Origin of the sequence: Pseudomonas sp. SWRI68, from assembly GCF_014269165.1 — a bacterium.
Classification (GTDB): Bacteria; Pseudomonadota; Gammaproteobacteria; order Pseudomonadales; family Pseudomonadaceae; genus Aquipseudomonas; species Aquipseudomonas capeferrum.
The window spans coordinates 35,358-59,093 of sequence record NZ_JABWRU010000028.1 but is presented as its reverse complement, the minus strand read 5'-3'; the positions used below and the strand labels follow the sequence as shown (position 1 = coordinate 59,093).

At 63.2% G+C, this 23,736-nt stretch carries 25 protein-coding genes; 17 read left to right on the top strand and 8 right to left on the bottom strand.

The annotated features are described in order from the left end of the window. Positions 1-121: 121 nt before the first annotated feature. Entirely contained in the window at positions 122-577 is a 456-nt protein-coding gene (locus tag HU770_RS25025) for a MaoC family dehydratase (RefSeq protein WP_033701730.1), read from the bottom strand. A gap of 143 nt (positions 578-720) precedes the next feature. On the opposite strand from HU770_RS25025, the gene HU770_RS25020 reads away from it, so the two are divergent. From HU770_RS25020 to HU770_RS25010, 3 genes are read left to right on the top strand one after another with little or no spacing between them, the layout of a single operon-like run. Then, the gene (locus tag HU770_RS25020) at positions 721-1,083 is read left to right on the top strand and encodes a CidA/LrgA family protein (protein WP_033701729.1); all 363 of its coding nucleotides are present in this window, start codon (positions 721-723) and stop codon (positions 1,081-1,083) included. Further along, on the top strand, positions 1,080-1,796 hold the full coding sequence (locus HU770_RS25015) for an LrgB family protein (RefSeq protein ID WP_186666125.1): 717 nt from the start codon (positions 1,080-1,082) through the stop codon (positions 1,794-1,796). The genes HU770_RS25020 and HU770_RS25015 overlap by 4 nt, the downstream gene beginning before the upstream one ends. 9 nt (positions 1,797-1,805) lie before the next feature. Beyond that, on the top strand, positions 1,806-2,396 hold the full coding sequence (locus HU770_RS25010) for an LON peptidase substrate-binding domain-containing protein (protein WP_033701727.1): 591 nt from the start codon (positions 1,806-1,808) through the stop codon (positions 2,394-2,396). A 22-nt stretch (positions 2,397-2,418) separates the two neighbouring features. Here the strand turns inward: HU770_RS25010 and HU770_RS25005 are convergent, their stop codons facing one another. Continuing rightward, a complete protein-coding gene (locus HU770_RS25005) occupies positions 2,419-3,735 on the bottom strand; it encodes a bifunctional DedA family/phosphatase PAP2 family protein (protein WP_095063862.1) in 1,317 nt (438 codons plus the stop codon). 3 nt (positions 3,736-3,738) lie between these two features. Next, positions 3,739-4,407: a DNA-3-methyladenine glycosylase gene (locus HU770_RS25000; RefSeq protein WP_047582379.1), complete on the bottom strand. Its 669-nt coding sequence runs from the start codon at positions 4,405-4,407 to the stop codon at positions 3,739-3,741. Positions 4,408-4,669: 262 nt separating this feature from the next. Between HU770_RS25000 and HU770_RS24995 the strand changes: the two genes are divergently transcribed. From HU770_RS24995 to HU770_RS24935, 13 genes are all read left to right on the top strand, one after another. After that, complete coding sequence (locus HU770_RS24995) at positions 4,670-5,941, top strand: glutamate-5-semialdehyde dehydrogenase (protein WP_186652682.1); 1,272 nt, start codon at positions 4,670-4,672, stop codon at positions 5,939-5,941. Between the two features lies 1 nt (position 5,942). After that, positions 5,943-6,602: a nicotinate-nucleotide adenylyltransferase gene (nadD, locus tag HU770_RS24990; protein WP_186666123.1), complete on the top strand. Its 660-nt coding sequence runs from the start codon at positions 5,943-5,945 to the stop codon at positions 6,600-6,602. 42 nt (positions 6,603-6,644) lie between these two features. After that, entirely contained in the window at positions 6,645-7,064 is a 420-nt protein-coding gene (rsfS, locus tag HU770_RS24985; RefSeq protein ID WP_186652677.1) for a ribosome silencing factor, read from the top strand. A gap of 9 nt (positions 7,065-7,073) precedes the next feature. Continuing rightward, positions 7,074-7,541 carry a 23S rRNA (pseudouridine(1915)-N(3))-methyltransferase RlmH gene (gene rlmH / locus HU770_RS24980; protein WP_023382530.1) on the top strand — a complete coding sequence of 156 codons (468 nt, stop codon included), beginning with the start codon at positions 7,074-7,076 and terminating at the stop codon, positions 7,539-7,541. Positions 7,542-7,557: 16 nt separating this feature from the next. After that, a complete protein-coding gene (gene mrdA / locus HU770_RS24975) occupies positions 7,558-9,447 on the top strand; it encodes a penicillin-binding protein 2 (protein ID WP_033701721.1) in 1,890 nt (629 codons plus the stop codon). 38 nt (positions 9,448-9,485) lie between these two features. Next, positions 9,486-10,589: a rod shape-determining protein RodA gene (rodA, locus tag HU770_RS24970; RefSeq protein WP_050506153.1), complete on the top strand. Its 1,104-nt coding sequence runs from the start codon at positions 9,486-9,488 to the stop codon at positions 10,587-10,589. Positions 10,590-10,606: 17 nt separating this feature from the next. Continuing rightward, positions 10,607-11,617 carry a lytic murein transglycosylase B gene (gene mltB, locus HU770_RS24965; RefSeq protein ID WP_033701719.1) on the top strand — a complete coding sequence of 337 codons (1,011 nt, stop codon included), beginning with the start codon at positions 10,607-10,609 and terminating at the stop codon, positions 11,615-11,617. Further along, positions 11,617-12,618, top strand: coding sequence for a septal ring lytic transglycosylase RlpA family protein (locus HU770_RS24960; RefSeq protein ID WP_186652668.1), 1,002 nt, complete (start codon positions 11,617-11,619; stop codon positions 12,616-12,618). The genes mltB and HU770_RS24960 overlap by 1 nt, the downstream gene beginning before the upstream one ends. 240 nt (positions 12,619-12,858) lie before the next feature. Further along, positions 12,859-14,019 carry a D-alanyl-D-alanine carboxypeptidase family protein gene (locus HU770_RS24955; RefSeq protein WP_033701717.1) on the top strand — a complete coding sequence of 387 codons (1,161 nt, stop codon included), beginning with the start codon at positions 12,859-12,861 and terminating at the stop codon, positions 14,017-14,019. A 75-nt stretch (positions 14,020-14,094) separates the two neighbouring features. After that, positions 14,095-14,370: a DUF493 domain-containing protein gene (locus HU770_RS24950; protein ID WP_033701716.1), complete on the top strand. Its 276-nt coding sequence runs from the start codon at positions 14,095-14,097 to the stop codon at positions 14,368-14,370. Continuing rightward, the gene (lipB, locus tag HU770_RS24945; protein WP_033701715.1) at positions 14,370-15,017 is read left to right on the top strand and encodes a lipoyl(octanoyl) transferase LipB; all 648 of its coding nucleotides are present in this window, start codon (positions 14,370-14,372) and stop codon (positions 15,015-15,017) included. Before HU770_RS24950 ends, lipB begins: the two co-directional genes overlap by 1 nt. Positions 15,018-15,019: 2 nt before the next feature. Beyond that, the gene (lipA, locus tag HU770_RS24940; protein WP_033701714.1) at positions 15,020-16,036 is read left to right on the top strand and encodes a lipoyl synthase; all 1,017 of its coding nucleotides are present in this window, start codon (positions 15,020-15,022) and stop codon (positions 16,034-16,036) included. 135 nt (positions 16,037-16,171) lie between these two features. After that, entirely contained in the window at positions 16,172-17,110 is a 939-nt protein-coding gene (locus tag HU770_RS24935) for an LD-carboxypeptidase (RefSeq protein WP_186666121.1), read from the top strand. A gap of 27 nt (positions 17,111-17,137) precedes the next feature. Here HU770_RS24935 and HU770_RS24930 read toward each other — a convergent pair whose 3' ends face one another. From HU770_RS24930 to leuS, 5 genes are all read right to left on the bottom strand, one after another. Further along, positions 17,138-18,454, bottom strand: coding sequence for a lytic murein transglycosylase (locus HU770_RS24930; protein ID WP_186666119.1), 1,317 nt, complete (start codon positions 18,452-18,454; stop codon positions 17,138-17,140). A 60-nt stretch (positions 18,455-18,514) separates the two neighbouring features. Continuing rightward, entirely contained in the window at positions 18,515-18,679 is a 165-nt protein-coding gene (arfA, locus tag HU770_RS24925) for an alternative ribosome rescue factor ArfA (protein ID WP_016501800.1), read from the bottom strand. A 144-nt stretch (positions 18,680-18,823) separates the two neighbouring features. After that, positions 18,824-19,861, bottom strand: coding sequence for a DNA polymerase III subunit delta (holA, locus tag HU770_RS24920; RefSeq protein ID WP_186666117.1), 1,038 nt, complete (start codon positions 19,859-19,861; stop codon positions 18,824-18,826). 37 nt (positions 19,862-19,898) lie between these two features. Beyond that, complete coding sequence (gene lptE, locus HU770_RS24915) at positions 19,899-20,504, bottom strand: LPS assembly lipoprotein LptE (protein WP_033701709.1); 606 nt, start codon at positions 20,502-20,504, stop codon at positions 19,899-19,901. A gap of 60 nt (positions 20,505-20,564) precedes the next feature. Next, the gene (leuS, locus tag HU770_RS24910; RefSeq protein WP_033701708.1) at positions 20,565-23,171 is read right to left on the bottom strand and encodes a leucine--tRNA ligase; all 2,607 of its coding nucleotides are present in this window, start codon (positions 23,169-23,171) and stop codon (positions 20,565-20,567) included. 227 nt (positions 23,172-23,398) lie between these two features. On the opposite strand from leuS, the gene HU770_RS24905 reads away from it, so the two are divergent. Continuing rightward, on the top strand, positions 23,399-23,713 hold the full coding sequence (locus HU770_RS24905; protein WP_047582388.1) for a hypothetical protein: 315 nt from the start codon (positions 23,399-23,401) through the stop codon (positions 23,711-23,713). Positions 23,714-23,736 lie beyond the last annotated feature (23 nt).

Sequence of the window (23,736 nt, the reverse complement as noted above, 5' to 3'; positions counted from 1 at the left end):
ACCATCTAGGTAGGCTGAGATGGCTGTGAGTTTGAACTGCTCTGTGTATTTGCCCATCGGTCCCCCCAAGGGTTGGATTTTTTGTCCAACTTCTTGGGGGCAGTCCAGTTTATCGTGGTACCTAGACGAAACAGAGCGAAAGCGACTCAGCTATATAGGCAGGCTTGTCTTCATTCTCGATTTCCAACGTTGCAATCGCCTTGAGCAACCATTGCCCCGGCTTCTTCTCCACCACTTCAGCCAGGTCCACCTTCAGCCGCACCTTGCTGTTGACCTTGACCGGCTGGATGAACCGTACGCTGTCCAACCCATAGTTCACCACCATCTTCAGCCCTTGCGGCAGGACCAGGATGTCCTCCATCAATGTCGGGATCAGCGACAGCGTCAGAAAACCATGGGCAATGGTGCCGCCAAAGGGTGTTTTCGCCGCCTTTTCCGGGTCGACATGAATGAACTGGAAATCGCCTGTGGCCTCGGCAAACAGGTTGATGCGCTGCTGGTCGATCGTCAGCCATTCGGAACGTCCGAGTTCCTTGCCAACGTACTGCGAAAGCTCTGTAACCGGTACATAAGGCATCGCGACTCTCCAGGTTGTCATTTGGTACGAAAGTGCAAGATCAGCACGGCGAACCGTTTCAGTCAAGTTATGCGTTTTTCGGCGAATATCGGCTTATAGCTGCGGCGTGCTTATAATGGCCGCCAAGCCCGAGGGAGATGCTTATGCTGTTGCGTGGTTTGACCTGGCTGGTGTTGTTCCAGCTGTTGGGTACGGCGATCAATCACCTGTTTGTGCCGTTTTTACCGGGGCCGATCATCGGCTTGCTGTTGCTGCTGGCCTTTCTGATGGCCCGGGGTGAGGTGGGTAAGCCGCTCAACGAGGCTGCCGGCAGCCTGCTGCGTTACCTGCCTCTGTTGCTGGTGCCTCCGGCGGTGGGGGTGATGGTGTATGCCAAGGATATTGCTGCCGACTTTTGGGCGATTGCCGGTGCGCTGTTCATTTCGTGCCTGCTGACCTTGGTATTCGTCGGCGTGCTGATGCAAAAGCTCATCCATCGCCAGGGCAAGCGCGAGGAGCAGCCATGATGTTCGACTGGCAAGGCGCGCTCGACGCAGTCATCCACCACCCCTTGTTTGGTATCGGCATTACCCTCGGGGCTTACCAGGTGGTGCTCGCGGCGTACGAGAAGACCCGCTGGATCTTCCTGCAGCCGGTGCTGGTTTCGATGCTGCTGGTGATCGGGGTGCTGCTCGTGTGTGGCATCGACTACAGCGAGTACCGCAAAAGCACCGAGATCATGAACACGCTACTGGGGCCTGCCACCGTGGCTCTGGCTGTGCCGCTCTATCTCAACCTGCGGCGGATCCGCCAACTGTTCTGGCCGACATTTACTACGCTGGTAGTCGGGGGCCTGTTCGCCACCGTCTGCTGCCTGCTGCTGGGCTGGTGGCTCGGTGCCGAGCACATGATCCTGATGACCATGGCGCCAAAATCGGTGACTTCGCCGATCGCCATGCTGGTGGCTGAGCAGATCGGCGGCGTGGCCGCACTGGCTGCTGTGTTCGTGTTGATCACCGGTGTGATTGGCGCAATCTTCGGCCCAGCGCTGCTGACCCGGCTGGGTGTGCACAGCCCCGAAGCGCGTGGCATGTCGCTGGGCGTTACCGCGCACGCGGTGGGCACTTCGGTAGCCTTGCAGGAAAGTGACGAATGCGGCGCTTTTGCCGCGCTGGCGATGAGCCTGATGGGGGTGGCCACGGCGGTGTTCCTGCCGCTGGCGGTCAGCCTGGTGGCTTGAGGAGTTGTGATGACGCTACCGCTGTTTCCCCTCAATACCGTGCTGTTTCCCGGCTGTTTTCTCGATTTGCAGATTTTCGAGGCGCGTTACCTGGACATGATCAGCCGCTGCATGAAGCAGGGGGCGGGCTTTGGTGTGGTGTGCATCCTTGAAGGCGAGCAGGTCGGCAAGGCGCCGCCGGTGGTGGCTTCGATCGGCTGCGAAGCGATGATCCGCGACTTCGTGCAGCAGGATAACGGCCTGCTGGGGATCCGCGTCGAAGGGGTGCGGCGTTTCAGCCTGGAGCAGACCGAGGTGCAGAAGGACCAGTTGCTGGTGGGCCAGGTGCAATGGCTGCCGGAGTTGGCGGACAGCCCGGTGGGCGAGCCGGACGAAGACCTGCTGGCGTTGCTGGTTGCCTTGGGCGAACACCCGATGGTCGAGGCGCTGGACATGCCGCGACCGGTGGACGGGCGGCAGGCGTTGGCCAATCAGTTGGCGTACCTGCTGCCGTTCATGGAAGAGGACAAGCTCGATCTGCTGGCGATCGATTCGCCGCAGTTGCGCCTGGAAGAGATCCAGCGGCTGCTGGAGCGCATCCAGGGCGAGTTGTTTGCCTGATGCTGCGGTGCTTTAGCGGGCCTCAGTACTGATAGCGCAGCAGCGCCTGCGGCAATGCATGCATGGCAAAGAACGCCAGCAACGCAATGCACGCCGGCAGCACCAGCCACCACACCCGCAGCGGCAGGGCGGTAAGCGGTTGGCGGTACTGCGACAGGGTCAGGCTCAACGCACAGACGCAGCACGCCAGCAGGGCGCCGGCCAGAATGTCGGTCGGCCAGTGCGCCCCCAGGTATACCCGCGACAAGGCAATCGCCAGGGCGGGGATGCACCCCAGCATCACCCAGGTCAGGCGCATCCGCGGCGGTTGGCCGCGCCCGGCGAGCACCGCCATCACCAGAAAGAACGCGAACGACGCCGAGCTGTGGCCGCTGGGCATGCTGTAGCTCGTCAGCGGGTCGGTCAGCACCTCGGGGCGCGCGCGGGCGAACAGCCATTTCAGCGTGCCGTTGGCTAGCGCCGTCCCCATCAAGGCGCCGCCGGCAAACAGGGCGTGGCGCCATTGCCGGGCGAGCAGCAGCAGGCCGGTCAGCAGCCCGCCGAGAAAGAACTGGGTGCGAAAATCGCCTAGCCGGGTCACCAGCACCACAACGCCGTCGACGGCCTGGCTGCGGTGCTCCTGCACCAGTGTCATCACGCCCTGGTCGAATTCGTGCAGGTACGGCCAGCCGAGGAATACCCCGGCCAGGGCTGCGAAGCTCATGCCGGCGATCAGTCGTGTTCCATGGCGCTGGTCACGAATGCTGGTGGTCAGGCTGAGGCCGATGATGACTGCCAGGGTGCCGGCGATGATGCCGGCATCCAGCCAGAAGCCTTCCGGTAGCGGTAGACGCATGGCCGCGCCGGTGGCCCAGCCTGGCAGCAGGTAGGCGACCGACCAACCGGCGCCGGCCACCAGGCTGACGGCGATGAAGCGCGGCAGCGGCATGTCGAACATGCCGGCGACCATCGGCAGCATGGGCCGCAGCGGCCCGATGAAGCGCCCCACCAGCAGGCTGGCGATGCCATAGCGCTGGAAGTAGGCCTCGGCGCTGCCGATCCATTCCGGGTGATGGCGCAGCAGCGGCAGACGCCGGATGTTCTGATGGAAATACTTGCCCACGGTGTATGACAGCGCATCGCCCAGCAAACCGCCGAGAAAACCCAGCAGCAGGGTTTCGCCCAGGCTGAAGGTACCGCTGCCGGCCAGCACGGCGACCGCGAACAGCAGCACCGTGCCAGGCACGATGATGCCGGCAATGGCCAGGCATTCGATGCAGGCCACCAGGAAAATCGCCAGGCCAAGCCACTGTGGGTTGGCGCTTAGCCAGCCGGTCAGGCTGTCGAGCCATTGGCCCATGTGTCAGCTTCCTTGTTCGAGTATGAAGAAGTCTTGGCCTTCGACTTGGCCACGACGCAACGGGTTCCGCGTACAGACGCGGGCGTATTCGGCGTCGACGAAGCGGTACGGCAGGTGTTCGTCGCGCCCGTGTGGGATGCCCAGGCGGGCGGCCTGGATCACTCGCGGTACGGCGATGCCGCAATCGTCGACGTAGAACCGCTCGGGGTCGAACCGTTGGGCGTCCCAGTGCGGCACTTTCAAGCCCAGTGCGCGGCACAGCAGGGTCTGGCCGGCGCAAAGGCGCTCGGCCGGGCGCAGGTTGCCGCTGGCATCGGGGTTGTTCAACTGCATCTGTGCCAGGCTGTTGGGGCCTGAGGTCGCATCCTGCCAAGGGTAGGCGGATTTGATCAGCACGGCGTTGCCCGGGCCTTGGGCGCTGAAGTTCAGTGAGTCGCCACCGCGGGCGTAGTACATATAGATGTGCCCGCCGTCGAGGAACAGCGCCTTGCGTTTTTCGGTGTAGCCGAGCGAAGCATGGCTGCCTTTGTCGGTAAGGTAGTACGCCTCGGTCTCGATGATGCGTGCCGCCAGCCACAGGTCGCCTTGGCGATGGCGGATGACCTTGCCCAGCAGGGCCTTGGCCAGAATTTGGGCGTCACGGTCGAAAAAGCTGTCGGGCAGGGCTGGCATGCTGGCAGTTCGTCGGTGGAAAGGCGGGGATAATAGCAATGAATGGCTTAATCGAGGCTGAACCAGTGCCCTGATTCATTGGTATCGATATGTTTCGCGCCAGGGTGATGTTTGCCTTGGGAGGGGTGGCGCTCGACCTCACAGGCACCGAAAAACCCAAGTCGTGAACAGCCATTTTCTACCATCCGCCAGCCGCCGCTGGGCGTATACCTGCGCGCCAGTTATAATCAGCCGATTTCCCCTTCGCCAAGACACCGAACCCATGACTGAGTCCGTTCTTGACTACATGACCCGTTTGGGTCGCGCTGCTCGCCAGGCTTCCCGGGTGATCGGCCGCGCCAGCACCGCGCAGAAGAACCGCGCCTTGCAAGCGGCCGCCGACGCTTTGGACGCCGCACGCGCCGAGCTGACCGCCGCCAACGAGCTGGACCTGGCCGCCGGCCGCGGCAATGGCCTGGAGCCAGCGCTGCTCGACCGCCTGGCGCTGACCCCGGCGCGTATCGACGGCATGATCACCGGCCTGCGCCAGGTGGCCAGCCTGCCGGACCCGGTCGGTGCCATCCGCGACATGAGCTACCGCCCATCGGGTATTCAGGTCGGCAAGATGCGCGCTCCGCTGGGGGTGATCGGGATCATCTACGAATCACGCCCGAACGTGACCATCGACGCTGCCAGCCTGTGCCTTAAATCCGGCAACGCGACCATCCTGCGTGGCGGCTCCGAAGCAATCCACTCCAACCGTGCCATCGCCACCTGCATTCAGCGTGGCCTGGCCGAGGCCGGCCTGCCGGCGGCAGTGGTGCAGGTGGTCGAGACCACCGACCGCGAAGCCGTGGGCGCGCTGATCAGCATGCCCGAGTTCGTCGATGTCATCGTGCCGCGCGGCGGCCGTGGCCTGATCGAGCGTATCAGCCGCGATGCGCGGGTGCCGGTGATCAAGCACCTGGACGGCATCTGCCATGTCTACGTCAGCGAGCACGCCGACCTGGACAAGGCCTGGCGCGTCGCCTTCAACGCCAAGACCTACCGCTACGGCATCTGTGGCGCCATGGAAACCCTGCTGGTCGACCAGCGCGTAGCCGAACGGTTCCTGCCGGAAATGGCCCGCCGTTTCCAGGAAAAGGGTGTCGAACTGCGTGGCTGCGAGCGCACGCGTGCGTTCATCGACGCCAAGCCGGCCGGCGAAGACGACTGGCACACCGAGTACCTGGATGCGATCCTGTCGATTCGTGTGGTCGATGACCTGGACCAGGCCATCGAGCACATCAACCACTATGGTTCGCACCACACCGATTCGATCATCACCGAGCACCAGGGCCAGGCCCGCCAGTTCATGGCCGAGGTCGACTCGGCGTCGGTGATGCTCAATACCCCGACCTGCTTTGCCGACGGTTTCGAGTACGGCCTGGGTGCGGAGATCGGTATTTCCACCGACAAGCTGCATGCCCGCGGCCCGGTCGGCCTGGAAGGGCTGACCTGCGAGAAGTACGTGGTGATCGGCGACGGCCAGCTGCGCGGCCAGGAGTCCTGCTGAGTTGAGCAAGGCCCAGGCAGTCCGGCGCATCGGCATTCTAGGCGGCACCTTCGACCCCGTGCACATCGGCCACTTGCGCAGCGCGCTGGAAGTGGCCGAGCTCATGGCGTTGGACGAGTTGCGCCTGCTGCCCAACGCCCGGCCGCCGCACCGCGACACGCCGCAAGTGGCCGCGCAGGATCGCCTGGCGATGGTGCAAAGTGCCGTGCAGGGTGTCGAGCGCCTGAGTGTCGACGCCCGCGAGCTCGCGCGCGACAAGCCGTCGTACACCATCGACACACTGGAGTCGATCCGCGCCGAACTGGGCATGCACGACCAGTTGTTCCTGGTGCTGGGCTGGGATGCCTTTTGTGGCTTGCCAGGCTGGCACCGCTGGGAAGAACTGCTGCAACACTGTCACATCCTGGTGCTGCAACGCCCGGATGCCGACGTAGAACCCCCTGACGAGCTGCGCAACCTGCTGGCTGCGCGCTCCGAGAGCGATCCCACCGCCATGTCCGGCCCGGCGGGAAATATTTCGTTCGTCTGGCAGACCCCGCTTGCGGTGTCGGCTACACAGATCCGACAGTTGCTGGCCAGCGGCAAGTCGGTGAGGTTCCTGGTGCCGGACGCCGTACTGGCCTACATCGAGGCGCACGAACTGTATCGTGTGCCTAACTGACGGTGCTCCGGCACCTCATCCAACAAGTTGAACGAGTTTTATATGAACAAGCAGAAAATTCACGGCGAAGCACTGGTCCAGCTGACCATTACCGCGCTGGAAGACGTCAAGGCCCAGGACATCCAGGTCATCGACGTCAGCGAAAAACACAGCCTGACCGATTACATGATCATTGCCACCGGTACCTCCAACCGCCAGATCAGTGCGATGCTGGAAAAGGTCCGCGAAGCGGTCAAGAGTAAGGGCGTTCAGCCGCTGGGCGAAGAAGGCAAGGGCGACAGCGACTGGGTGCTGCTCGACCTGAACGATGTCATTGTGCACATGATGACTGCCGCTGCCCGCCAGTTCTACGACCTGGAGCGCCTGTGGAAGGGTGCTGAGCTGAGCCGTGCTGCCGATGGCAAGCACCACAACCCGGAGCACGCCCACGAGTACTCCGACAAGCTCAAAGACCGGGAATAAGGAAGCGTCGTGCGTCTGCGCCTGATCGCGGTCGGCTCGCGCATGCCCAAGTGGGTCGAGGACGGTTGGCATGAATATGCCAAGCGCCTGCCCCCGGAGCTGTCGCTCGAGCTGGTGGAAATCCCGCTGAATACCCGTGGCAAGAATGCCGACGTCGCTCGCCTGATCCGTCAGGAGGGCGAGGCCATGCTGAGCAAGGTGCAGCCTGGGGAACGCATCGTTACCCTGGAGGTCCATGGCAAGCCTTGGAGCACCGAGCAACTGGCGACCGAGCTGGACCGCTGGCGCCTGGATGCGCGCACGGTGAATTTGATGGTTGGCGGCCCCGAAGGGCTGGCGCCTGAGGTCTGCGCGCGCGCCGAGCAACGCTGGTCGCTGTCGCCGCTGACGTTGCCGCACCCGTTGGTAAGGATACTCATCGGCGAGCAGATCTACCGCGCCTGGACCGTGTTGTCCGGGCACCCTTACCACAAATGAGCCTGTAAGCAGTCCGATGTCGCAGCCGATCCGTCTCAAGGACCACGAGAAAGACGCCCGCCTGGTGCGTAACCGCGTCGTGGTCGGCGCGGTGGCGATCATGCTGCTTATCTGCGTCTTGATCGCGCGGCTGTATTACCTGCAGATCATCCAGTACGACTACCACTCGACGCTGTCGGAGAACAACCGGGTGCATGTGCAGCCGATCCCGCCGACCCGCGGGCTGATCTTCGACCGTAACGGGGTGATCATCGCCGATAACCGGCCCAGCTTCAGCCTGTCCATGACCCGTGAACGCGCAGGGGACTGGCAGGTGGTGCTGGACAACATCGTCGAAGTGCTGGAGCTGACAGCGGACGACCGCGCCCTCTTCGAAAAACGCATGCGCCAAGGCCGCCGGCCGTTCGAGCCGGTGCCCATCCTGTTCGAGCTCAACGAAGAGCAGATTGCCCGTGTGGCAGTGAACCAGTTCCGCCTGCCGGGCGTGGAAGTGGTCGCGCAGTTGGTGCGGCACTATCCGCAGGGTGCGCACTTCGCGCACTCGGTGGGGTATGTCGGGCGCATCAACGAGAAAGAGCTGAAAACCCTGGACCCGGTGAATTACAGCGGCACGCACCATATCGGCAAGACCGGTATCGAGCGCTTCTACGAAGATGCCCTGCACGGCCAGGTCGGTTACGAAGAGGTCGAGACCAATGCCCGCGGCCGGGTACTCCGGGTGCTCAAGCGTACCGACCCGAAGCCGGGCAAGGACATCGTCCTGAGCCTGGACATCAAGCTGCAGGAAGCCGCCGAGGCGGCCCTGGGTGGCCGGCGCGGCGCAGTAGTTGCGCTCGATCCGCGCACGGGTGAGGTGCTGGCAATGGTCAGCCAGCCGAGCTTCGACCCCAACCTGTTTGTCACCGGCATCAGCTTCAAGGCCTATGCCGAACTGCGTGATTCGATCGACCGGCCGCTGTTCAACCGCGTGTTGCGCGGGCTGTACCCGCCCGGCTCGACCATCAAGCCGGCGGTGGCCATCGCCGGCCTGGACAGTGGCGTTGTCAATGCCGGCAGTCGGGTGTTCGACCCAGGCTATTACCAACTGCCCAACTACGATCACAAGTACCGTAACTGGAACCGTTCTGGCGATGGCTGGGTCGACCTGGATACCGCGATCATGCGCTCCAACGACACCTACTTCTACGACCTTGCCCACAAGATGGGCATCGACCGCCTGTCCACCTACATGAACAAGTTCGGCATTGGCCAGAAAGTGTCCCTCGACATGTTCGAAGAGTCCTCCGGGCTCATGCCGTCGCGTGAATGGAAACGCGCCACCCGCCGCCAGGCCTGGTTCCCCGGCGAAACCCTGATTCTCGGTATCGGCCAGGGCTACATGCAGGCCACGCCGCTGCAGCTTGCCCAGGCCACCGCGTTGATCGCCAACAAAGGCGTGTGGAACCGCCCGCACCTGGCCAAGACCATCGAAGGCCAGCCACCGGTGGACGACAACCCCATGGAAAACATCATCCTGCGGGACAAGTCCGACTGGGCCAAGGTTACCCATGGCATGGAGCAGGTGATGCATGGCGCACGGGGGACCGCGCGCAAGGCTGCGGTCGGCGCCCAGTACCGTATCGCCGGCAAGAGCGGTACCGCCCAGGTGGTGGCGATCAAGCAAGGCGAAAAATACGACCGCAACAAACTTCAGGAACGCCACCGCGACCACGCCCTGTTCGTCGCCTTTGCACCGGCCGATGACCCGAAGATCGTGATTTCGGTGATGGTCGAGAACGGTGAGTCAGGCTCTGGCGTCGCCGCACCGGTGGTGCGCCAGATCATGGACGCCTGGTTGCTCGACGAGCACGGTCGGCTCAAGACCGAGTTCGCTCCCGCCACCGTTACTCAGGAATCGGCCCTGTGATGAACAATTTCGATCGCATGCTCTCCAGCGAGGATGTGATGCGTCGGCGCGCCAGTTTTCTGCAGCGCATTCATATCGACGGACCGTTACTGGTCATTTTGCTGGCCCTCGCGGCCGGCAGCCTGTTCGTGCTCTATTCGGCCAGTGGCAAGAACTGGGACCTGCTGCTCAAGCAGGCCACCTCGTTCGGCATCGGCCTGGTGTCGATGTTCGTCATCGCCCAGCTGGAGCCGCGTTTCATGGCGCGCTGGGTGCCGTTGGCGTACCTGACGGGGGTGCTGTTGCTGGTGGTCGTGGACGTCATGGGCCACAACGCAATGGGCGCGACGCGCTGGATCAACATCCCGGGGGTGATCCGCTTCCAGCCCTCGGAGTTCATGAAGATCATCATGCCGGCGACCATCGCCTGGTACCTGTCCAAGCGCACCTTGCCGCCGCACCTCAAGCATGTGGCGATCAGCCTGGTGCTGATCGGCGTGCCGTTCATTCTGATCGTTCGCCAGCCTGACCTGGGCACGGCGCTGCTGATTCTCGCCTCCGGTGCCTTCGTGCTGTTCATGGGGGGGCTGCGCTGGCGCTGGATCGTCAGCGTGGTGGCCGCCGCGGTGCCAGTGGCGGTGGCCATGTGGTTCTTCGTCATGCACGACTACCAGAAGCAGCGCGTGCTGACCTTCCTCGACCCGGAAAGCGACCCGCTGGGCACCGGCTGGAACATCATCCAGTCCAAGGCCGCGATCGGCTCGGGCGGCGTCTTTGGCAAGGGCTGGCTGCTGGGCACCCAGTCGCACTTGGACTTTTTGCCCGAGAGCCACACCGACTTCATCATTGCGGTGCTGGGTGAGGAGTTCGGCCTGGTCGGCATCTGCCTGCTGCTGATCGTCTACCTGCTGCTGATCGGCCGCGGGCTGATGATCACGGCCCAGGCGCAGACCCTGTTCGGCAAGCTGCTGGCGGGCAGCCTGACGATGACTTTCTTTGTATACGTGTTCGTCAATATCGGTATGGTCAGCGGCCTTCTGCCCGTGGTGGGCGTGCCGCTGCCCTTCATCAGCTATGGCGGAACTTCGTTGGTGACGCTGCTGTCAGCGTTTGGCGTTCTGATGTCGATCCATACGCACCGCAAATGGATCGCACAGGTTTGAATAAGGTGAAGAATTTAATGCAAGCAGTGCGTAACTGGGCTGCCCGTTGTACGCCGTGGATCGGTGCGGTGGGCCTGTTCGGCGCTGTCCAGCTGGCCCATGCGGGCGACTACGATGGCTCGCCCCAGGTGGCCGAGTTCGTTGGCGAAATGGCCCGTGACTATGGCTTTGCCAGTGAGCAGTTGACCGGCGTGTTCCGCGAAGTGCAGCGTAAGCAGTCGATCCTCGATGCCATCTCGCGGCCGGCCGAACGGGTCAAACCGTGGAAGGACTACCGGCCGATGTTCATCACCGACGCGCGCATCGCCCGCGGTGTGGACTTCTGGCGCCAGCACGAAGCGGTGCTGGCCCGTGCCGAGCAGGAATACGGGGTGCCGGCGCAAGTCATCGTCTCGATCATCGGCGTAGAGACCTTCTTTGGCCGCAATACCGGCAATTACCGGGTGATCGACGCCCTGTCGACGCTGGGCTTCGACTACCCGCCGCGGGCCGAATTCTTCCGCAAGGAGTTGCGCGAGTTCCTGCTGCTGGCCCGCGAAGAGCAGCTTGACCCGCTCACGCTCAAGGGTTCCTACGCCGGTGCCATGGGCCTGCCGCAGTTCATGCCGAGCAGTTTCCGCAACTATGCCGTGGACTTCGACGGCGATGGTCACATCAATATCTGGAACAACCCGGACGATGCCATCGGCAGTGTCGCCAGCTACTTCAAGCGCCATGGCTGGGTGGCCGGCGAGGGCGTGGTCAGTCGTGCCATGGTGCAGGGCGAGCGTGCCGACGAAGGCCTGACCACCGGTATCGAGCCGGTGAAGACGGTCGGGGAGTTGCGGGCGCTGGGCTGGTCAAGTCATGATGCGCTGCGCGATGATCTGCCGGTTACCGCCTTCCGCCTGGAGGGCGAAAACGGCCCCGAGTACTGGATGGGCCTGAAGAACTTCTACGCGATCACTCGCTACAACCGCAGCGTGATGTATGCCATGGCGGTGCATCAGCTTTCGGAACAGCTGGTCCAAGCACGGGGCGTCAAGTAATGCGCGCAATGATCTCTACCAACGCTTTCAAGCTGCTGACCTGCCTCGCCGTCGGCGTGGCCCTGGCCAGCTGTTCTTCCAGCCGCCCGACCCCGCAAAGCAGCGGTAACACCGTGCGCACGCAGCCCGGGCTGGACATCAACCGTGCCCACAAGGACGGTGCGCCGTGGTGGGACGTGGATGTGAACAAGATCCCCGACGCCACGCCGACGGTGCACACCGGCAACTACAAGGCCAACCCGTACACGGTGCTGGGCAAGACCTACTACCCGATGCAGGAATCGCGCAACTACCGCGCCGAGGGTACCGCGTCGTGGTATGGCACCAAGTTCCACGGGCAGAACACCGCCAACGGCGAGCTCTATGACCTGTACGGCATGAGCGCCGCGCACAAGACCTTGCCGCTGCCGGCCTATGTGCGGGTGACCAACCTGGCCAACGGCCGCAGCGTGGTCCTGCGGGTCAACGACCGTGGCCCGTTCTATTCCGACCGCATCATCGACTTGTCGTACGCAGCGGCGAAAAAGCTCGGCTACGCCGAAATCGGCACCGCGCATGTGCGCGTCGAAGGCATCGACCCGCAACAATGGTGGGCCCAGCGTGGCCAACAGCCACCGTTGGTGCTGAAGGAGCCTCAGGTCGCGCAGACCCAGTCGATCCCGGCCAGCACCGGCCGCGTCGAGCAGTGGACCCCGCCACCGCAGCAGCACGCGGCGCCTGTCGTGCCCGTGCAAGTCGGCGGCAACAATGTGCCGGCGGGCAACGGCGGCAGCTTCCTGCAGGTGGGCGCCTTCGCCAACCCGGACGCCGCCGAGTTGCTGCGTTCTAAGCTGAGCACCATGGTCAGCGCACCGGTGTTCATCAGCTCCATCGTGCGTAACCAGCAGACGCTGCACCGCGTGCGTCTGGGGCCGATCGGCAGCCAAGGTGAGATCCAGCAGGCGCAAGACAGCATTCGCCTGGCGAACTTGGGGCAGGCCAAGCTGGTCACAGCTGACTGACCGAGTCGGCTTCTTCGCGGGTAAACCCAAGCGGTTTACCCGCGAAGCGGGCTACACCAAACTGTCGGTTTTGTCATGAATTGCCGGGCGCGCGCATGTACAATGGCCGTTTTTGCCCGCAGCGACATAAAGCCGCACTTCGTGGGCACGGCCCAAGGCCTTAAAACTAGACTGACTGGCGCTGGGTACACGACGTGGCCCAGGGAACATCTCAGACCATTAGCGATTTTCGAGAGACGGATGAACATCACCAACCTTGCCAAACGACTTTGCCTGCCCGTACTGCTGATGATCACGCCTGCTGCTTTCGCGGCAGAGCAAATGATGCCGGCACCACCGCAACTGGCAGCCAAGTCCTACGTACTCATGGACGCGTCCAGCGGCAACGTGCTGGTCGAGAACAACGGTGACGAACGCCTGCCACCGGCCAGCCTGACCAAGCTGATGACCGCCTACATCGCCACCCTGGACATTCGCCGTGGCCAGATCGGTGAAAACGATCCGGTTACCGTCAGCGAAAACGCCTGGCGTACCGGCGGTTCGCGCATGTTCATCAAGGTCGGCAGCCAGGTCACGGTCAGCGACCTGCTGCACGGCATCATCATCCAGTCGGGTAACGATGCTTCGGTCGCCCTGGCCGAGCACATCGCCGGCAGCGAAGACGCCTTCGCCGACATGATGAACAAGACAGCCGCCGACCTCGGCATGTCCAACAGCCACTTCATGAACCCGACCGGCCTGCCGAACACGGAGCACTACTCCTCGGCGCATGACATGGCCCTGCTGGCGCGTGCGATCATCGACGTCGACCCTGCCCACTATGCGATCTACTCGCAGAAAGAGTTCTTCTGGAACAACATCAAGCAGCCCAACCGCAACCTGCTGCTGTGGCGCGACAAGACCGTCGATGGCCTGAAGACCGGCCACACCGACGAAGCCGGTTACTGCATGGTGGCTTCGGCCGTACGTGACGGCCAGCGCCTGATCGCCGTGGTGTTCGGCACCAACAGCGAGCAGTCCCGTGCCGCCGAAACCCAGAAGCTGCTGACCTACGGCTTCCGCTTCTTCGAAACCCAGACCTTCTACCAGAAGGGCACCGAGCTGACCCAGGCCCCGGTCTGGAAGGGCGCCACCAGCCAAGTCAAGGCGGGCCTGGCCAACGACCTGACCATGACTATGCCTAAAGGCCAATTGAAGCGCTTGCAAGCTTCGATGACCATGAACCCGCAGCTCACCGCGCCGATCGCCAAAGGTGACGTGATCGGCAAAGTGGAAGTCAAACTGGACGAGAACGTGGTTCACAGCGCCGACCTGATCGCCCTCGATGGCGTCGAGGAAGGTGGTTTCTTCCGCCGTATGTGGGATAGCATCCGTCTATTCTTCTACGGGTTGTTCAACTGATAACGTGACCTGCCACGCTCCCGCTGTTCATGCGGGAGCGTTGTTGTTGCCACGGCTTACGAGGCCGTTTCCGCCATGAGCGAACCTGACGTCAAGTCGCACAAGATCGAATTCCCCTGCGCCGATTACCCGATCAAGGTGATCGGTGACACCGTGGTCAATTTCAAGGACACGGTCATCGAGATCTTGAAGAAATATGCTGAGGTCGACATGCAGACCTTGGCCGAGCGCCAGAGCAAGGAAGGCAAGTACACCACGGTGCAACTGCACATCGTTGCCACCAGCGAGGATCAGTTGCACGATATCAATAGCGCCCTGCGTGCTACCGGCATCGTGAAAATGGTGCTCTGATGTCCGCCTGTCTCGGTTTTCGCGATCTCGGCCTGCAGCCCTATGAACCGGTGCTGGAAGCCATGCGTCGCTTTACCGAGCAGCGTGGGCCCGACAGCCAGGACGAAATCTGGCTGGTCGAACACCCTTCGGTCTTTACCCAGGGCCAGGCTGGCAAGGCCGAGCACCTGCTGATCCCGGGCGATATCCCGGTGGTACAGACCGACCGCGGTGGCCAGGTGACCTATCACGGCCCCGGGCAGTTGGTGGCTTACCTGCTGCTGGATGTACGGCGGCTGGGGTTTGGTGTACGTGAGCTGGTCAGCCGCATCGAGCAGGCGCTGATCGACCTGCTTGCCAGTTACGATGTCCAGGCCGCGGCCAAGCCCGACGCCCCGGGTGTCTATGTCGATGGAGCGAAGATCGCCTCCCTCGGCCTGCGAATCCGCAACGGCCGTTCTTTCCACGGCCTTGCCCTGAACGTGGACATGGACCTTGCGCCATTCCGCCGAATCAACCCCTGCGGCTATGCGGGGCTGGCCATGACCCAGCTACGCGATCAGGCAGGCCCGATCGAACTCAACGAGGTCAGGACAAGGCTGCGCGGACAGCTGGTCAAGCACCTCGACTACGCTGAGCAGACGACCCTCACGGGCGGAATCGACTGAATATGACAACTGTGCAAGAAGCCGTGCCGAACCTGATACCTACCCTGGATGCCACCCCGCGCACTGCGCCGAAGAAGGTGGAAGCTGGGGTCAAACTGCGTGGCGCCGACAAGGTGGCGCGCATCCCGGTGAAGATCATCCCCACCGATGAGCTGCCGAAGAAGCCTGACTGGATCCGTGTGCGCATCCCGGTTTCGCCCGAGGTAGACCGCATCAAGCAACTGCTGCGCAAGCACAAGCTGCACAGCGTCTGCGAAGAGGCCTCCTGCCCGAACCTGGGCGAGTGCTTCTCTGGCGGTACCGCGACCTTCATGATCATGGGTGACATCTGCACCCGTCGTTGCCCATTCTGCGACGTTGGCCACGGCCGACCGAAGGCACTGGACGTCGATGAGCCGAAAAACCTCGCGGTCGCCATCGCCGACCTGCGCCTGAAGTACGTGGTGATCACCTCGGTGGACCGCGACGACCTGCGTGACGGTGGTGCCCAACACTTCGCCGACTGCATTCGCGAGATCCGCGCCTTGTCGCCGGGCGTGCAGCTGGAAACGTTGGTCCCGGACTACCGTGGCCGTATGGATGTCGCCCTGCAGATCACCGCGCAAGAGCCGCCGGATGTGTTCAACCACAACCTGGAAACCGTACCGCGCCTATACAAGGCAGCGCGTCCCGGTTCGGACTACGACTGGTCGCTGGACCTGCTGCAGAAGTTCAAGCAGATGGTGCCGCACGTGCCGACCAAATCGGGCCTGATGCTTGGCCTGGGCGAGACCGACGAAGAAGTCATCGAAGTGATGCAGCGCATGCGCGAGCATGAGATCGACATGCTGACCCTCGGCCAGTACCTGCAGCCCTCGCGCAGCCACTTGCCGGTGCAGCGTTTCGTGCACCCCGACACCTTCGCCTGGTTCGCCGAGGAAGGCTACAAGATGGGCTTCAAGAACGTCGCCTCCGGCCCGCTGGTGCGTTCTTCGTACCATGCCGACCAGCAGGCTCACGAAGCCAAGATCAAGCTCTGAGCCTGGTCTGAGCCACACATGCCGATGCGCGCCGAAAGGCGGCATCGGCATTTTTGTTTAGGCTTTTTTCCTACTGTGTTGGAAAGCCTTGCGTATTTAGATTTGGGCGGCCCTATACCTGCAAGGAGTTGCACGATGTACTGCACTGAACGCACCGAGTCACGCCTGCCTGTTGCACTGCCAGGCAATGCCTGCTTTGCCATCGTCGCCCCGGCCGGTCCGGCACGGCTGGATGCGCAAAAGGCCAGCCAATGGTTTGCCGGGCGTGGCTACCGTTGCCGTATCTACCCGGGTGTGGAAGAGGCCCAGGGTTACCTTGCAGGTACTGATCAGCAAAGGCTGCAGGACCTTCACGATGCCTTCGCCGATCCAGCCATCGATGCGATTGTGTGCATGCGCGGGGGTTACGGCAGCATGCGTTTGCTCGATAGGCTCGATTTTGAGCTCATTCGGCGTAATCCCAAGCCGCTGATCGGCTACAGCGACATCACCGCGCTGCACACGGCCATCTACCGCAAGACCGGGTTGATTACCTTCCATGGGGCGATGCTCAATGCCGACCTGCTAGGCGCCAAGCAGCAACCGACCGAGTCGTCGCTGGTGGCCCAGTTGATGGGGCGGGTAGGGGCGGGGGATGCGATCGCTCATCCGGCAGACTTTGCCCTGAGCTGCGTGGTGCCGGGTGTTGCCAGCGGGCGTTTGTTGGGCGGCAACCTGTCGATGCTGGGTGCGACCCTGGGCACTGTGGCCCAGATCGATACCCAGGGCTGCATCTTGTTCATCGAAGACGTCAACGAGCCGCTGTTTCGCGTCGACCGTTTGCTGACCCAGTTACGCCTGGCGGGCAAGCTTGCGGGGGTGAAGGGGGTGCTGGTGGGGGATTTCGCCGGTATTACCGTGGCGGCTATGACGCCGTTGCTGCAGGACATTTTCGGGCCGCTGGGTGTGCCGGTGCTGGCCGGGTGGCGCAGTGGGCACTGTGACCCGAATGTGTGCTTGCCGCTGGGAGCCGAGGTGGTGCTGGACAGCGAGAAGATGAGCCTGGTGTTGCAGCAGGATCTGTTCAGGGCTTGATGGGGCTGCGCCGCAGCCCCAACTGCCTCAACGCTGACGCAAGCTCTCAAGCAGCTTGTGCGTCGGATACCCATCCGCCGGCCAACCCAACCCCTGCTGGGCGGTGCGAATGGCCTTGCGGGTATTGGCGCCAATGATGCCGTCGGCATTGCCCGCGTCATGCCCGCTGGCATTGAGCAGGTGCTGCAGCTCCATGCGTTCGCTGCGGCTCAGGGGCAGGTCCTCTTTCGGCCAGCTGCCGGCAATGAACCCCCAGCCTGAGAACCGATCACCCAACAGGCTCACTGCCAGGGCATAGGACGATGAGTTGTTGTACTTGAGGATCGCGCGGAAGTTGTCCAGTACCAGGAACGCCGGACCGCGAGCGCCCGCAGGCAGCAGCAGGGCGGCGGACAGCTGATTGCTGTTGGCGGGCAGTTGGGTGCCGGCTGGCAGTGTCACGCCCAGTTGCAGCCACTCGCTCACCGGCTTGCGCAGCGAACCATCGGCCAGCCAGAAGTCGAAACCTGCCGGCACCTGCACTTCAAAGCCCCAGGGTTGGCCACGCTTCCAGCCGGAGCTTTGCAGGTAGTGCGCGGTCGAGGCCAGGGCGTCCGGGGTGCTGTTCCAGATGTCCCGGCGGCCATCGCCGTCGAAATCCACCGCATGGGTGTTGTAGGTAGTCGGAATGAACTGGGTCTGGCCCATTGCACCGGCCCACGAACCGCGCATGGCCTCCGGCTGGATGTCACCGTTCTGCAGGATCTGCAGGGCGGCAATCAGTTGATCCTGGGCGAACTGCGGGCGGCGGCCTTCGTAGGCCAGGGTCGCCAGCGAGCGAATGACCGACTTGCTGCCCTGGAACTGGCCGAAGTTGCTTTCCATGCCCCAGACCGAAACCAGCACCTGGCGATCCACGCCATAGCGCTGTTCGAGGCGGGTCAGCAGCTCTGCATTCTGCTCCAGCAGTTTCTTGCCGTTGCGCACACGCAGTGGCGACAGGGCGCCTTCAAGGTACTCCCACACCGGCCGGCTGAACTCAGGCTGGCTGCGGTCGGCCTTGATCACGTCCAGGTCGGGGGTAACACCGATGAATGCACGGTCGAAGGTGTTCGGCGAAATACCGGCCTGCAGCGCTTGTTGGCGGAAGCCAGCCTGCCATTGCGCGAAGGTTTGCAGGGGTTGGATCTCAGTGCTGGCGTCGGGCGTTGCACCGGGCAGGTTCACCACTGGAGCGGGCTGGGCAGGGGCCAGCGGCAAGGCATCGGCGGCGGTGGGTTTTTCCGCGCAGGCGACGAGCAGGATGAAGCTGGAGGCCGCGATCAGCTGGCGGGATTTCCAACGGGGGAGAAGACTGAAGAGCATGCACAGATCCAGAATTTCAGGTCAGGTGCCGACCATACCATGCCTGCGCTTTCGATGCTTTCATGCGGCCAAAAAGTAAGAAGCCTCCCAATCTCTCGATTGGAAGGCTTCGCGGCGGTAGCTGCCTTTGCCCTTGTCTGGTTGTTCCTGGCGGCAGCGGAACAAGGGCTGGGCGACGATCGACTTGGCCTTGTTGGGGCCGTGCTTTTTCGGCTTTTTGCTCATGGTGCAGGTTCCCGATGGGTGGCTTTCGGGGCGCACTGTAGGCCCCAGGGCTACTACGGGCCAATTGATTGTGTTTATGGGTGGCAGTACGCGACGCTCGTAGGAGCGGCCTTGCGTCGCGAAAGGCGCGCGCAGCGCGCCCGGCTATTGCGAAGGAAGCGCCAATCGCTGCCCCGCCATCAACAACGAAAGCCGCGCCAGCCCGGTCCAAGGCGACCCCTCGGCCTGCCCCTTGATCTGCGCATCGATACGTTGGGCATCCTGCAACAGCTGGGCCCAACGCTGCGCGGAAAGGCGCTGCAGTGCTTTGCTGACCAGCGGGCGGCGTTTATCCCACACCGGTGGTCGTGCTTGGCTGAAGGCTTTGTCCAGCGGTACGCCCTGGCTGAACTGCTGAGCCAGCCCGGCCAGTTGCCGCAGCTCGCGGGCCAGTGCCCACAGAATCACCGGTGGCTCCACGCCTTCACCGCGCAGCCCTTCGAGCATGCGCAGGGCATGCGCGGCTTCGCCATTGAGAATGGCATCGACCAGCCCGAAGACATCGAAGCGGGCGCTGTCGGCGACTGCCGACTGCACGGTCTCCACGGTGATCTGGTTACCCTCGGCCAGCAGCTTGAGCTTTTCGATTTCCTGGGCGGCGGCCAGCAGGTTGCCTTCGACGCGTGCGGCAATCAGGTCGACCGCATCACGCTGCGCCGAAAGGCCCGCCTGTGACAGCCGCTGGTTGATCCACTGGGGTAGCTGGTGGGCATCTACCGGCCAGACCTGGATGAACTGGCAGTGGGCGCCTTCGATCAGGGCCTTGCCCCATTTGGTCTTCTGCGCGCTGCCGTCGAGCTTGGGCAGGCTGATCAGCAGCAGCGTGTCCTCGGCCGGGTTGGCGCAGTATTCCATCAACGCGGCGGCGCCCTTGTCCCCGGGTTTGCCAGAGGGCAGGCGCAGCTCCAGCAGGCGGCGCTGGGCGAACAGGGAAAGGCTGGCACCGGCCTGAAGCAGGGTGCCCCAGTCGAAATTGGCGTCGGCGCTGAACACCTGGCGTTCGTCGAAACCCTGCTGGCGTGCGGCGCCACGGATGGCGTCGGCGGCTTCCTGGCACAGCAACGGGTCGTCGCCACTGACCACGTAGACCGGTGCCAGGGCGCCTTGCAGGTGCTTGTTGAGTTGGGCGGGGGCGAGTTTCATTGGAAACAGGCGGGGCACCGGGGTGCCCCGCGCGGGCTCAGTTGCCCGGAACTTCCAGTGGCGACTGCTGCGGCGTTTCAGCCTGCTGGCTGCGGGCCGCTTCCAGCGCGTCGGCTTCGGCCTTGGCGCGTTCGTCGGCTTTGACCTGCAGCTCGTCCAGTTGGGCCGGGGTCAGCATTTGCAGGCGTACAACCATGGCGTTGACCAGGTCGCGGCGCATTTCTTCACGTGCCCGATTGGCTTCCTGCTCGGAACCGGTGATGTTGGAGGCGTCACGCACGTAGATCTTGCGCACTTCCAGCTTGTCGCTGAGCAGTTCCAGGTTGTTCAGGCCCTGGATGCTGTAGTTCAGCACCGTGGTCAGCTCGTACTCGGCCGAGCGGCTGCCACCGCTGTAGGTCGCGGCGCGCTGGTTTTCCTGCTCGTTGGTCAGGACCAGGCGGTACGGTGCGCCGGCGTGCACGTTGACGCCGCTGCGCTCCAGCACCTGGCGCAGTTCGGTCACGGTTTCGCCATAGGCATTACGTGCACTGACGTCCATCTCCTTGACACTCAGCTCGGTAGAGCCAGTGCCGCGCAGCTGGAAACCGCAGGCGCTGAGCAAAACGGCCAGGCCGATTACCAGCAGATTGCGTTTGATCATGTTGTTGCTCCCTCTTGGGCCTGTACCGCCCGCCCGCAGTGGCTGCGGGCGGGCGTGCCATCAATTGGCGACGATGTTGACCAGCTTGCCCGGCACCACGATGACCTTGCGGATGGTCAGGCCATCGATGAAGCGCAGGACATTCTCGTTGCTGCGGGCGGCGGCTTCGATTTCCTCGCGGCTGGCGGCGGCCGGCATTTCGACCTGGCCACGCAGCTTGCCGTTGACCTGTACCACCAGGACGATGCTGTCCTGCACCAGCGCGCTCTCGTCGACCGCTGGCCAGCCAGCATCGATGACCGCCTGGTCGTGGCCCAGCGCCTTCCACAGCTCGTGGGAGATGTGCGGGGTGATCGGTGCCAGCAGCAGCGTCACGGCTTCCAGGCCTTCCTGCAGCAGGGCGCGGTCCTGTTCGGTGGCTTGCGGGGCCTTTTCCAGCACGTTCATCACGGTCATCACCTGGGCGATGGCGGTGTTGAACTTGTGGTACTGGCCCACGTCGGTGCTGGCCTGCTTGATGGCGGCATGGATGGCGCGACGGATGGTTTTTTGCGCGTCGTCCAGCGCGGCGACATCCAGCGTGCCCGGCAGGCCCTGGTTGACGTGGCCCTGGGCCAGGCGCCAGACACGGCGCAGGAAGCGGCTTGCACCTTCGACGCCGGAGTCGGACCACTCCAGGCTCATGTCAGGTGGCGAGGCGAACATCATGAACAGGCGGCAAGTGTCGGCGCCGTAGGCTTCGATCATTGATTGCGGGTCGACGCCGTTGTTCTTCGACTTCGACATCTTCTCGGTGCCGCCGATTTCCACCGGCAGGCCGTCGGTCTTCAGGCGCGCACCAATGATCTTGGCCTTGGCGTCACGCTCGATTTCGACGTCGGCCGGGTTGAACCAGTCCTTGCCACCGTTGCTGGCGACGCGGTAGTAAGTCTCGGCGACCACCATGCCTTGGGTCAGCAGGTTCTTGAACGGCTCGTTCGACGTGACCAGGCCTTCGTCACGCATCAGCTTGTGGAAGAAGCGCGCGTACAGCAGGTGCAGGATCGCGTGCTCGATGCCGCCGATGTACTGGTCGACCGGCAGCCAGTGGTTGGCCGCTTTCGGGTCGACCAGGCCCTGATCGTAGTTTGGCGAGGCGTAGCGGGCGAAGTACCAGGACGACTCGACGAAGGTGTCCATGGTGTCGGTTTCGCGCTTGGCCGCAGTGCCGCATTTCGGGCAGGTGCATTCGTAGAATTCTGGCAGGCGCGCCAGTGGCGAGCCGGCGCCGTCCGGTACCACGTTCTCCGGCAGGGTGACCGGCAGCTGGTCTTCCGGTACCGGCACGTCGCCGCAGGACGGGCAGTGGATGATCGGGATCGGGCAGCCCCAGTAGCGCTGACGGCTGATGCCCCAGTCGCGCAGGCGGAACTGGGTACGCGACTTGCCGAGGTCCTTGCGGATCAGGGCGGCCTCGATGGCGTCGAAGGCGCCGGCGAAGTCCAGGCCGTCGAACTCGCCGGAGTTGATCAGCTGGCCATGCTCGCCATAGGCGGCCAGCCACTCGTTGCCGACGTCATCGCCAGCGCTGGTGCGCACCACGGCCTTGACCGGCAGGTTGTACTTGTGGGCGAACTCGAAGTCGCGCTCGTCGTGGGCCGGCACGGCCATCACCGCGCCATCGCCGTAATGCATCAATACGTAGTTGGCGACCCACACCGGCAGCTTCTCGCCGGTCAGCGGGTGGTCGACGAACAGGGAAGTGGGCATGCCCTTCTTCTCCTGGGTGGCCATGTCGGCCTCGGCGACGCTACCGCTCTTGCACGCGTCGATGAACGCCTGCAGCGCCGGGTTGCCCTGGGCGGCCTGGGTGGCCAGCGGGTGTTCGGCGGCGACTGCGACGTAGGTGGCGCCCATCAGTGTGTCGGGGCGGGTGGTGAAGACCTTGAGGGTGCCTTCGTGGCCGATGCTGGCCTGGTCGAACGGGAACTGCACTTCCATGCCGCGCGACTTGCCGATCCAGTTGCGCTGCATGGTCTTGACCTGTTCAGGCCAGCCCGGCAACTCGTCGAGGCTTTCCAGCAGCTCGTCTGCATAGTCGGTGATGCGGAAGTAGTACATCGGGATTTCGCGCTTTTCGATCAGCGCGCCCGAACGCCAGCCGCGGCCGTCGATGACCTGCTCGTTGGCGAGCACGGTCTGGTCGGCCGGGTCCCAGTTGACGGTACCGTTCTTGCGGTAGATGACGCCCTTTTCGAACAGGCGGGTGAACAGCCACTGTTCCCAGCGGTAGTAGTCCGGCTTGCAGGTGGTGACTTCACGTGCCCAGTCGATGGCCAGGCCCAGGCTCTTGAGCTGGGTCTTCATGTAGTCGATGTTTTCGTAGGTCCACTTGGCCGGGGCGACGTTGTTTTTCATCGCCGCGTTTTCCGCGGGCATGCCGAAGGCGTCCCAGCCCATCGGCTGCAGGACGTTTTTGCCCAGCATGCGCTGGTAGCGGGCAATCACGTCACCGATGGTGTAGTTGCGCACGTGGCCCATGTGTAGCTTGCCGCTCGGGTACGGGAACATCGATAGGCAATAGTAAGTGTCTTTGCCTGGCTGTTCGGTAACAGCGAACGATTGTTGCTCGTCCCAGAAGTTCTGGGCGGCGGCTTCGATATCACGGGGCGTGTATTGTTCGTGCATGGCTACTTTTGGCTGAGAGAGAAGAGACCTTGTTCCAGGCAGCGGAACCTCGCTGCAACCGGTACTCCGGTGTCGTTTAGAGTGAACGCCGTAGCATACAGCAGCGCCGCGCATCGTGGGAAACCTTGATTGCTAATGGCCGCTGGTCGCGGCAAACGGCTGCTTTTTAGAGTGACGCTAAGCTCAGGTGTGGGGGGAGATATTCTGACCTTCAATGAGGTGAACGGATGGGAGAGACGCAGCTACCCGCAATCAAACCGGAGCTTTACGAACGCCTGATCGACCGCCTTGGCCTGGCGCTGGAAGTTGCCAGGACATCGGTAAGATTGCGCGACGAGATGCCAGCCGAGCTGGAGTTGCGTGGCCTTAGCCACGCAGAGTTCGAAGTGATCAAGGCGTACCTGGACACCCTCCCGGAGCGCCAAAATGCCTGTGCCGGCAGTTACCCGCAAGCGGAGCCGACATCGGCCAAGATCATCTGGCTCAAGGACAAGAAACGCCCCGCCAGCACGGCGAGATCCAGGACGCTGCCACATCGTTAGCCGTTCAGGACGCCAGCCGCAGG

Coding starts and splice junctions, on each gene's coding strand:
- HU770_RS24930 (WP_186666119.1), bottom strand. CDS start 18,454: ATGCTCTTCAGTCTTCTCCCCCGTTGGAAATCCCGCCAGCTGATCGCG.
- HU770_RS25015 (WP_186666125.1), top strand. CDS start 1,080: ATGATGTTCGACTGGCAAGGCGCGCTCGACGCAGTCATCCACCACCCC.
- HU770_RS24935 (WP_186666121.1), top strand. CDS start 16,172: ATGTACTGCACTGAACGCACCGAGTCACGCCTGCCTGTTGCACTGCCA.
- mrdA (WP_033701721.1), top strand. CDS start 7,558: ATGTCGCAGCCGATCCGTCTCAAGGACCACGAGAAAGACGCCCGCCTG.
- HU770_RS25020 (WP_033701729.1), top strand. CDS start 721: ATGCTGTTGCGTGGTTTGACCTGGCTGGTGTTGTTCCAGCTGTTGGGT.
- rsfS (WP_186652677.1), top strand. CDS start 6,645: ATGAACAAGCAGAAAATTCACGGCGAAGCACTGGTCCAGCTGACCATT.
- leuS (WP_033701708.1), bottom strand. CDS start 23,171: ATGCACGAACAATACACGCCCCGTGATATCGAAGCCGCCGCCCAGAAC.
- HU770_RS25000 (WP_047582379.1), bottom strand. CDS start 4,407: ATGCCAGCCCTGCCCGACAGCTTTTTCGACCGTGACGCCCAAATTCTG.
- HU770_RS25010 (WP_033701727.1), top strand. CDS start 1,806: ATGACGCTACCGCTGTTTCCCCTCAATACCGTGCTGTTTCCCGGCTGT.
- HU770_RS25025 (WP_033701730.1), bottom strand. CDS start 577: ATGCCTTATGTACCGGTTACAGAGCTTTCGCAGTACGTTGGCAAGGAA.
- lptE (WP_033701709.1), bottom strand. CDS start 20,504: ATGATCAAACGCAATCTGCTGGTAATCGGCCTGGCCGTTTTGCTCAGC.
- lipB (WP_033701715.1), top strand. CDS start 14,370: ATGTCCGCCTGTCTCGGTTTTCGCGATCTCGGCCTGCAGCCCTATGAA.
- mltB (WP_033701719.1), top strand. CDS start 10,607: ATGCAAGCAGTGCGTAACTGGGCTGCCCGTTGTACGCCGTGGATCGGT.
- arfA (WP_016501800.1), bottom strand. CDS start 18,679: ATGAGCAAAAAGCCGAAAAAGCACGGCCCCAACAAGGCCAAGTCGATC.
- HU770_RS24960 (WP_186652668.1), top strand. CDS start 11,617: ATGCGCGCAATGATCTCTACCAACGCTTTCAAGCTGCTGACCTGCCTC.
- rodA (WP_050506153.1), top strand. CDS start 9,486: ATGCGTCGGCGCGCCAGTTTTCTGCAGCGCATTCATATCGACGGACCG.
- holA (WP_186666117.1), bottom strand. CDS start 19,861: ATGAAACTCGCCCCCGCCCAACTCAACAAGCACCTGCAAGGCGCCCTG.
- HU770_RS25005 (WP_095063862.1), bottom strand. CDS start 3,735: ATGGGCCAATGGCTCGACAGCCTGACCGGCTGGCTAAGCGCCAACCCA.
- lipA (WP_033701714.1), top strand. CDS start 15,020: ATGACAACTGTGCAAGAAGCCGTGCCGAACCTGATACCTACCCTGGAT.
- HU770_RS24905 (WP_047582388.1), top strand. CDS start 23,399: ATGGGAGAGACGCAGCTACCCGCAATCAAACCGGAGCTTTACGAACGC.
- HU770_RS24955 (WP_033701717.1), top strand. CDS start 12,859: ATGAACATCACCAACCTTGCCAAACGACTTTGCCTGCCCGTACTGCTG.
- HU770_RS24995 (WP_186652682.1), top strand. CDS start 4,670: ATGACTGAGTCCGTTCTTGACTACATGACCCGTTTGGGTCGCGCTGCT.
- HU770_RS24950 (WP_033701716.1), top strand. CDS start 14,095: ATGAGCGAACCTGACGTCAAGTCGCACAAGATCGAATTCCCCTGCGCC.